14 protein-coding genes and 1 pseudogene are annotated in these 6,856 nt (G+C 61.6%); all 15 read left to right on the top strand.

What is annotated here, in order from left to right; translation table 11 throughout:
- A pseudogene (gene tuf, locus X750_RS137660) lies at positions 1-228 on the top strand (elongation factor Tu); the annotation flags it as partial.
- Between the two features lie 69 nt (positions 229-297).
- Complete coding sequence (gene rpsJ, locus X750_RS137665) at positions 298-606, top strand: 30S ribosomal protein S10 (RefSeq protein ID WP_010909272.1); 309 nt, start codon at positions 298-300, stop codon at positions 604-606.
- Positions 607-667: 61 nt separating this feature from the next.
- A complete protein-coding gene (rplC, locus tag X750_RS137670) occupies positions 668-1,396 on the top strand; it encodes a 50S ribosomal protein L3 (RefSeq protein ID WP_023682606.1) in 729 nt (242 codons plus the stop codon).
- Positions 1,396-2,016 (top strand): 50S ribosomal protein L4, encoded by a 621-nt coding sequence (gene rplD / locus X750_RS137675; protein ID WP_023672750.1) that lies wholly within the window; start codon positions 1,396-1,398, stop codon positions 2,014-2,016. The genes rplC and rplD overlap by 1 nt, the downstream gene beginning before the upstream one ends.
- On the top strand, positions 2,013-2,306 hold the full coding sequence (locus X750_RS137680) for a 50S ribosomal protein L23 (RefSeq protein WP_023672751.1): 294 nt from the start codon (positions 2,013-2,015) through the stop codon (positions 2,304-2,306). The genes rplD and X750_RS137680 overlap by 4 nt, the downstream gene beginning before the upstream one ends.
- Before the next feature lie 23 nt (positions 2,307-2,329).
- Positions 2,330-3,163, top strand: coding sequence for a 50S ribosomal protein L2 (rplB, locus tag X750_RS137685; RefSeq protein WP_023706515.1), 834 nt, complete (start codon positions 2,330-2,332; stop codon positions 3,161-3,163).
- A 16-nt stretch (positions 3,164-3,179) separates the two neighbouring features.
- The gene (gene rpsS / locus X750_RS137690) at positions 3,180-3,458 is read left to right on the top strand and encodes a 30S ribosomal protein S19 (RefSeq protein ID WP_006205463.1); all 279 of its coding nucleotides are present in this window, start codon (positions 3,180-3,182) and stop codon (positions 3,456-3,458) included.
- Between the two features lie 2 nt (positions 3,459-3,460).
- Positions 3,461-3,850 (top strand): 50S ribosomal protein L22, encoded by a 390-nt coding sequence (rplV, locus tag X750_RS137695; RefSeq protein WP_006205462.1) that lies wholly within the window; start codon positions 3,461-3,463, stop codon positions 3,848-3,850.
- The gene (gene rpsC, locus X750_RS137700) at positions 3,850-4,575 is read left to right on the top strand and encodes a 30S ribosomal protein S3 (RefSeq protein WP_023672753.1); all 726 of its coding nucleotides are present in this window, start codon (positions 3,850-3,852) and stop codon (positions 4,573-4,575) included. Before rplV ends, rpsC begins: the two co-directional genes overlap by 1 nt.
- Before the next feature lie 26 nt (positions 4,576-4,601).
- A complete protein-coding gene (gene rplP / locus X750_RS137705) occupies positions 4,602-5,015 on the top strand; it encodes a 50S ribosomal protein L16 (RefSeq protein WP_006205460.1) in 414 nt (137 codons plus the stop codon).
- 13 nt (positions 5,016-5,028) lie between these two features.
- Complete coding sequence (rpmC, locus tag X750_RS137710) at positions 5,029-5,229, top strand: 50S ribosomal protein L29 (protein WP_006205459.1); 201 nt, start codon at positions 5,029-5,031, stop codon at positions 5,227-5,229.
- An 11-nt stretch (positions 5,230-5,240) separates the two neighbouring features.
- Positions 5,241-5,480 carry a 30S ribosomal protein S17 gene (gene rpsQ, locus X750_RS137715; RefSeq protein ID WP_010909280.1) on the top strand — a complete coding sequence of 80 codons (240 nt, stop codon included), beginning with the start codon at positions 5,241-5,243 and terminating at the stop codon, positions 5,478-5,480.
- A 72-nt stretch (positions 5,481-5,552) separates the two neighbouring features.
- On the top strand, positions 5,553-5,921 hold the full coding sequence (rplN, locus tag X750_RS137720) for a 50S ribosomal protein L14 (protein WP_006205457.1): 369 nt from the start codon (positions 5,553-5,555) through the stop codon (positions 5,919-5,921).
- Positions 5,922-5,933: 12 nt separating this feature from the next.
- Positions 5,934-6,248, top strand: a complete 315-nt coding sequence (rplX, locus tag X750_RS137725) for a 50S ribosomal protein L24 (RefSeq protein ID WP_023691245.1) — start codon at positions 5,934-5,936, stop codon at positions 6,246-6,248.
- Entirely contained in the window at positions 6,241-6,840 is a 600-nt protein-coding gene (gene rplE, locus X750_RS137730; RefSeq protein WP_023672755.1) for a 50S ribosomal protein L5, read from the top strand. Before rplX ends, rplE begins: the two co-directional genes overlap by 8 nt.
- The last annotated feature ends 16 nt before the right edge of the window (positions 6,841-6,856 follow it).

Below are 6,856 nucleotides of genomic sequence, written 5' to 3'. Positions count from 1 at the left end.
CACACGCCGTTCTTCACCAACTACCGTCCGCAGTTCTACTTCCGCACGACCGACGTGACCGGCATCGTGTCGCTGCCGGAAGGCACGGAAATGGTTATGCCCGGCGACAACATCACGGTCGATGTCGAGCTGATCGTGCCGATCGCCATGGAAGAGAAGCTGCGCTTCGCCATCCGTGAAGGCGGCCGTACCGTCGGTGCCGGCATCGTCGTCACCATCAAAGAGTAATTTGGACTTAAACCGATCTGTCGCGGGCGCAGGATTTGCCCGCGCCGCGCCAGAACAAGGAAGTGACGCATGAACGGACAGAATATCCGCATCCGCCTGAAGGCGTTTGATCACCGCGTGCTTGACGCCTCGACGAAAGAAATCGTGTCGACGGCCAAGCGCACCGGAGCAAACGTCCGCGGCCCCATTCCGCTGCCGACGCGGATCGAAAAGTTCACGGTCAACCGGTCGCCTCACGTCGACAAGAAGAGCCGCGAGCAGTTCGAGATGCGCACGCACAAGCGTCTGCTCGACATCGTCGATCCGACCCCGCAGACGGTCGATGCTTTGATGAAGCTCGATCTGGCCGCCGGTGTCGACGTCGAGATCAAGCTCTAAGGGAATGAGAGCGCGGTAAGGGGCGGTGCCCCTGGCCCGGAACTCTAAAGGAATTGAACCGATGCGTTCAGGTGTGATTGCAAAGAAGGTGGGAATGACCCGCATCTATAATGATGCCGGGGAACATGTTCCCGTCACCGTTCTCCAGATGGAGAACTGCCAGGTCGTGGCTCAGCGCACGCAGGAGAAGAACGGCTATACCGCCGTCCAGCTCGGCGTTGGCCTTGCCAAGGTGAAGAACACGTCGAAGGCGATGCGCGGCCATTTCGCGACCGCTTCCGTCGAGCCGAAGGCGAAGGTCGCCGAGTTCCGCGTCTCCGCCGACAACATGATCGATGTCGGCGCCGAGATCACCGTCGAGCACTTCGTCGCCGGCCAGAAGGTCGATGTGACGGGCACGACGATCGGCAAGGGTTTCCAGGGCGTCATCAAGCGCCATCACATGGGTGGTGGCCGCGCGACGCACGGTAACTCGGTTTCGCACCGTACGCACGGTTCGACCGGCCAGCGTCAGGACCCGGGCAAAGTGTTCAAGGGCAAGCATATGGCTGGCCACATGGGCGACACCCGCGTCACCACACAGAATGTCGAGATCGTTTCGACCGACGCCGACCGCGGCCTGATCCTGATCCGCGGTGCGGTTCCCGGATCGAAGGGCGCCTGGATCCTGGTCCGCGATGCGGCCAAGGTGGCACTGCCGGCCAACGCGCCGAAGCCTGCCGCGATCCGCGCCGTTGCCGCCGAGAGTGGCGCCAAGAACGAGGCTCCGGCCGCAGAGGGAGCAGAATAATGGATCTCAAGATCACAACGCTTGGCGGCAAGGACGCCGGCAAGGTGAAACTCTCCGAGGAGATTTTCGGCCTTGATCCGCGCGAGGACATCCTGCAGCGCGTCGTGCGCTGGCAGCTGGCCAAACGGCAGCAGGGCACGCACAAGGCCAAGGGCCGCGCCGAAATCGCGCGCACCGGCGCCAAGATGTACAAGCAGAAGGGTACGGGCCGCGCCCGTCACCATTCGGCACGCGCTCCGCAGTTCCGCGGCGGCGGCAAGGCCCACGGCCCGGTCGTTCGCAGCCACGAGCACGATCTGCCGAAGAAGGTGCGCGCTCTGGGCTTGCGGCATGCTCTCTCGGCCAAGGCCAAGAGCGCGTCGATCATCATCATCGACGAGCTGAAGCTGACCGAGGCCAAGACGAAGGCGCTGATCGCGAATTTCGCGACACTGGGCCTGACCAACGCCTTGGTGATCGGCGGTGCCGAGCTTGACCAGAACTTCAAGCTGGCGGCGACCAACATCCCGAACATCGACGTGCTGCCCATCCAGGGCATCAACGTCTACGACATTCTGCGCCGCGGCACGCTGGTCCTTTCGAAGGCCGCCGTCGAGGCTCTCGAGGAGCGCTTTAAATGACCGACCTCCGTCATTACGACGTGATCGTCTCGCCGGCGATCACGGAAAAGTCGACCATGGCTTCCGAGAACAACCAGGTTGTTTTCAACGTCGCCAAGAAGGCGTCGAAGCCGGAAATCAAGGCCGCTGTCGAAGCGCTGTTTGGCGTCAAGGTTACGGCCGTGAACACGCTTGTCCGCAAGGGCAAGATCAAGCGCTTCCGCGGCACGATCGGCCGCCAGAGCGACGTCAAGAAGGCGATTGTGACACTGGCCGACGGCCAGTCGATCGACGTCGCGACGGGTCTCTGAGCTAGGCCGCGAGGACAACAAACATGGCACTTAAAAAATTCAACCCGGTAACGCCGAGCACCCGCCAGTTGGTCATCGTCGACCGCTCGGGCCTCTACAAGGGCAAGCCCGTCAAGGGACTGACCGAAGGCCTGACCAAGTCGGGCGGCCGCAACAATCACGGCCGCATCACGGCCCGCTTCATCGGCGGCGGTCATAAGCGTTCGTACCGCATCATCGACTTCAAGCGCCGCAAGTTCGACGTCGTCGGCACGGTCGAGCGCATTGAATACGATCCGAACCGCACCGCCTTCATCGCGCTGATCAAGTATGACGATGGCGAGCTGTCCTACATCATCGCTCCGCAGCGCCTTGCCGCCGGCGACAAGATCGTGGCCGGTGAATCGGTCGACGTGAAGCCAGGCAATGCGATGCCGCTGGCCTCGATGCCGGTCGGCACGATCGTCCATAACATCGAGCTGAAGCCGGGCAAGGGCGCCCAGGTTGCCCGCTCGGCAGGTGGCTACGGACAGCTGGTCGGTCGCGACCAGGGCATGGCGATCCTGCGCCTCAACTCGGGCGAGCAGCGGGTCGTTCACGGCTCCTGCATGGCCACCGTCGGCGCCGTGTCGAACCCCGACCACGGCAACATCAACGACGGCAAGGCCGGCCGCACGGTCTGGCGCGGCAAGCGCCCGCACAATCGCGGCGTGACCATGAACCCGGTCGACCATCCGCATGGCGGTGGTGAAGGCCGCACCTCCGGTGGCCGTCATCCGGTCAGCCCGTGGGGAAAGCCGACCAAGGGCAAGAAGACGCGGTCCAACAAGGCGACCGACAAGTTCATCCTGCGCTCGCGCCATCAGCGCAAGAGCTAAGAAGAGGTAACGCCAAGTGACTCGTTCTATTTGGAAAGGCCCCTTCATCGACGGCTACCTTCTCAAGAAGGTGGACAAGGTTCGTGAAGGTGGTCGCAATGAGGTGATCAAGATGTGGAGCCGTCGCTCCACCATCCTGCCGCAGTTCGTCGGCTTCACCTTCGGTGTCTACAACGGCCAGAAGCATGTTCCCGTCTCGGTGAACGAGGACATGGTCGGTCACAAGTTCGGTGAATTCGCTCCGACCCGGACCTATTACGGTCACGGCGCGGATAAGAAGGCGAAGAGGAAATAATCATGGGCAAGGCCAAAGCTCCGCGCAGGCTTGCTGACAACGAAGCGCGCGCCGTTCTGCGCACGATCCGTATCAGCCCGCAGAAGCTGAACCTGGTTGCCGCGCTGATCCGCGGCAAGAAGGTCGCGACAGCGCTTTCCGATCTCGAATTCTCGGCCAAGCGGATTTCCGGCACGGTCAAGAAGACGCTGGAATCGGCGATCGCCAACGCGGAAAACAACCACGACCTCGACGTCGATGCACTGATCGTGGCGGAAGCCTATGTCGGCAAGTCGATCGTCATGAAGCGGTTCCATGCTCGTGGCCGCGGTCGCGCCAGCCGTATAGAAAAGCCGTTCTCGCACCTCACGATCGTCGTTCGTGAAGTCGAAGAAAAAGGGGAGGCCGCATAATGGGTCAGAAAGTCAATCCGATCGGTCTGCGCCTCGGCATCAACCGCACCTGGGATTCGCGCTGGTTCGCGAACACCGGCGAGTACGGCAAGCTGCTGCATGAGGACATCAAGATCCGCAAATATCTTGAAAAGGAACTCAAGCAGGCTGCGATTTCCAAGGTCGTGATCGAGCGCCCGCACAAGAAGTGCCGCGTCACCATCCATGCGGCGCGCCCGGGCCTGATCATCGGCAAGAAGGGCGCCGACATCGAAAAGCTTCGCAAGAAGCTGATGGAGATGACGAAGTCCGAGACGCACTTGAACATCGTTGAAGTGCGCAAGCCGGAAATCGACGCAACCCTGGTCGCCCAGTCGATCGCCCAGCAGCTCGAGCGTCGTATCGCGTTCCGCCGCGCCATGAAGCGCGCCGTTCAGTCGGCGATGCGCCTGGGCGCCGAAGGCATCCGCATCAACTGCGCCGGCCGTCTCGGCGGCGCAGAGATTGCACGCATGGAATGGTACCGCGAAGGCCGCGTGCCGCTGCATACGCTGCGCGCCGATGTCGACTATGGCACGGCCGAAGCGCATACGGCTTACGGCATCTGCGGCGTCAAGGTCTGGGTGTTCAAGGGCGAAATCCTCGAGCACGATCCGATGGCTTCGGAGCGTCGCGCGACCGAGGGTGATGCTGCGCATGGCGGTGGTGGTGATCGCGAACGCGGTCGTCGTCGCGAAAACGCCTGATTATTTAGGAATTTGGAGTTAGAACGATGCTGCAGCCAAAGCGCACAAAGTTCCGCAAGCAGTTCAAGGGCCGTATCCATGGTACCGCAAAGGGCGGCACCAACCTGGATTTCGGTGGTTTCGGGCTGAAGGCGCTTGAGCCGAACCGCGTCACCGCGCGTGAGATCGAGGCGGCCCGCCGCGCGATCACTCGTGAGATGAAGCGTGCCGGCCGCGTGTGGATCCGTATTTTCCCTGATGTGCCGGTGACGTCGAAGCCGACTGAAGTGCGCATGGGCAAGGGCAAGGGCGCTGTCGATTACTGGGCGGCGCGCGTAAAGCCGGGCCGCATCATGTTCGAGATCGACGGCGTCAACGAAGAAACCGCCCGTGAGGCGCTGCGTCTCGGCGCGGCCAAGCTCTCGGTCAGGACGCGCTTCGTACAGCGCATCGCAGAATAAGGACGGGCTGATCATGAAAGCCGAAGACATCCGGACCAAGACCCAGGACCAGCTGACCGACGATCTGGCCAGCCTGAAGAAGGAGCAGTTCAACCTGCGCTTCCAGAAGGCCACCGGCCAGCTCGAGAAGACCGCGCGCGTGCGGCAGGTTCGCAAGGACATTGCGCGTATCAAGACCATCGCTGCGGAAAAGTCCGCGGCCAAGAAGGCTTAAGGACGAAAATCATGCCAAAGCGCATTCTGCAGGGCACTGTCGTCAGCGACAAGAACGAGAAGACGGTAGTCGTCAAGGTCGAACGGCGCTTCACGCATCCCGTGATGAAGAAGACCGTGCGCATGACCAAGAAGTACAAGGCGCACGACGAGAACAACGCCCACAAGGTCGGCGATCAGGTGTTCATCCAGGAATCGAAGCCGATTTCCAAGGACAAGCGCTGGATCGTCGTGTCTTCGGACCAGGCGTAACAAACCGAATTTTGGACAGACCGGGGAGGGGCTTTGAGCCCGTCCCGTTAGAAGAGAAGAAGGCGGCCAGTCATGATTCAGATGCAAACAAACCTCGACGTCGCGGATAATTCCGGCGCCCGTCGTGTCATGTGCATCAAGGTGCTGGGCGGCTCGAAGCGGAAATACGCTTCCGTAGGCGACATCATCGTGGTGTCGATCAAGGAAGCCATTCCGCGCGGCCGCGTTAAGAAGGGCGATGTGATGAAGGCGGTCGTGGTTCGCACGGCCAAGGACATCCGCCGCCCGGACGGCAGCGTGATCCGTTTCGACAAGAACGCGGCCGTTCTCGTCGACAACAAGAAAGAGCCGATCGGCACGCGTATCTTCGGACCGGTTCCGCGCGAACTCCGCGCCAAGAACCACATGAAGATCATCTCGCTCGCGCCTGAAGTGCTGTAAGGAGCCGGACCAATGCAAAAGATTAGAAAAGGCGACAAGGTCGTCGTGCTGGCCGGCAAGGACAAGGGCCGTTCGGGCGAAGTCCTCTCGGTTCAGCCGAAGGAAGACACCGCGCTGGTGCGCGGCGTCAACATGATCCGTCGTCACCAGAAGCAGTCCCAGTCCCAAGAGGGCGGGATCATCACCAAGGAAGCGCCGATCCAGCTGTCGAACATCGCGCTCGCCGACCCCAAGGATGGCAGGCCGACCCGCGTCGGCTTCATCTTCCAGAAGGACGGCAAGAAGGTGCGCGTCGCCAAGCGCTCGGGAGAAGTCATCAATGGCTAAGGCTCAAACCACGAAGCCCAAGGCTGAAAGCAAACAGTCCAAGGCCCAGAACACGCCGCGCCTCAAGCAGGTCTACAACGAGACCATCCGCAAGGCGCTGCAGGAGCAGTTCGGCTACGAGAACGAGATGCAGGTTCCGCGCATCGACAAGATCGTGCTGAACATGGGCGTCGGCGAAGCGACCGCGGATTCGAAGAAGCCTTCGATCGCGGCCGAAGACCTGGCGATGATCGCCGGCCAGAAGGCCGTCGTCACCCGCGCCCGTAATTCGATCGCCGGCTTCAAGGTCCGCGAGAAGATGCCGATCGGCGCCAAGGTCACGCTGCGCAAGGAACGCATGTACGAGTTCCTCGACCGTCTCGTGAACATCGCACTGCCGCGCGTCCGCGACTTTCGCGGACTGAATCCGAAGAGCTTCGATGGCCGTGGCAACTACGCCATGGGCATCAAGGAACACATCGTGTTCCCGGAGATCAACTACGACAAGGTTGATCAGATCTGGGGCATGGACGTCATCGTTTGTACGACTGCGAAGACGGACGACGAAGCCAGGGCATTGCTCAAGGCCTTCAACTTCCCCTTCCGCCAGTAACGGCAGCGAGAAAAGG

It is taken from the genome of Mesorhizobium sp. LNJC391B00 (assembly GCF_000502535.1).
Taxonomy (GTDB): domain Bacteria; phylum Pseudomonadota; class Alphaproteobacteria; order Rhizobiales; family Rhizobiaceae; genus Mesorhizobium.
Note: the sequence above shows the minus strand (reverse complement) of the source record. Positions and strands in the feature narration are given on the sequence as shown.

Coding starts and splice junctions, on each gene's coding strand:
- rpsJ (WP_010909272.1), top strand. CDS start 298: ATGAACGGACAGAATATCCGCATCCGCCTGAAGGCGTTTGATCACCGC.
- rplC (WP_023682606.1), top strand. CDS start 668: ATGCGTTCAGGTGTGATTGCAAAGAAGGTGGGAATGACCCGCATCTAT.
- rplD (WP_023672750.1), top strand. CDS start 1,396: ATGGATCTCAAGATCACAACGCTTGGCGGCAAGGACGCCGGCAAGGTG.
- X750_RS137680 (WP_023672751.1), top strand. CDS start 2,013: ATGACCGACCTCCGTCATTACGACGTGATCGTCTCGCCGGCGATCACG.
- rplB (WP_023706515.1), top strand. CDS start 2,330: ATGGCACTTAAAAAATTCAACCCGGTAACGCCGAGCACCCGCCAGTTG.
- rplV (WP_006205462.1), top strand. CDS start 3,461: ATGGGCAAGGCCAAAGCTCCGCGCAGGCTTGCTGACAACGAAGCGCGC.
- rpsC (WP_023672753.1), top strand. CDS start 3,850: ATGGGTCAGAAAGTCAATCCGATCGGTCTGCGCCTCGGCATCAACCGC.
- rplP (WP_006205460.1), top strand. CDS start 4,602: ATGCTGCAGCCAAAGCGCACAAAGTTCCGCAAGCAGTTCAAGGGCCGT.
- rpmC (WP_006205459.1), top strand. CDS start 5,029: ATGAAAGCCGAAGACATCCGGACCAAGACCCAGGACCAGCTGACCGAC.
- rpsQ (WP_010909280.1), top strand. CDS start 5,241: ATGCCAAAGCGCATTCTGCAGGGCACTGTCGTCAGCGACAAGAACGAG.
- rplN (WP_006205457.1), top strand. CDS start 5,553: ATGATTCAGATGCAAACAAACCTCGACGTCGCGGATAATTCCGGCGCC.
- rplX (WP_023691245.1), top strand. CDS start 5,934: ATGCAAAAGATTAGAAAAGGCGACAAGGTCGTCGTGCTGGCCGGCAAG.
- rplE (WP_023672755.1), top strand. CDS start 6,241: ATGGCTAAGGCTCAAACCACGAAGCCCAAGGCTGAAAGCAAACAGTCC.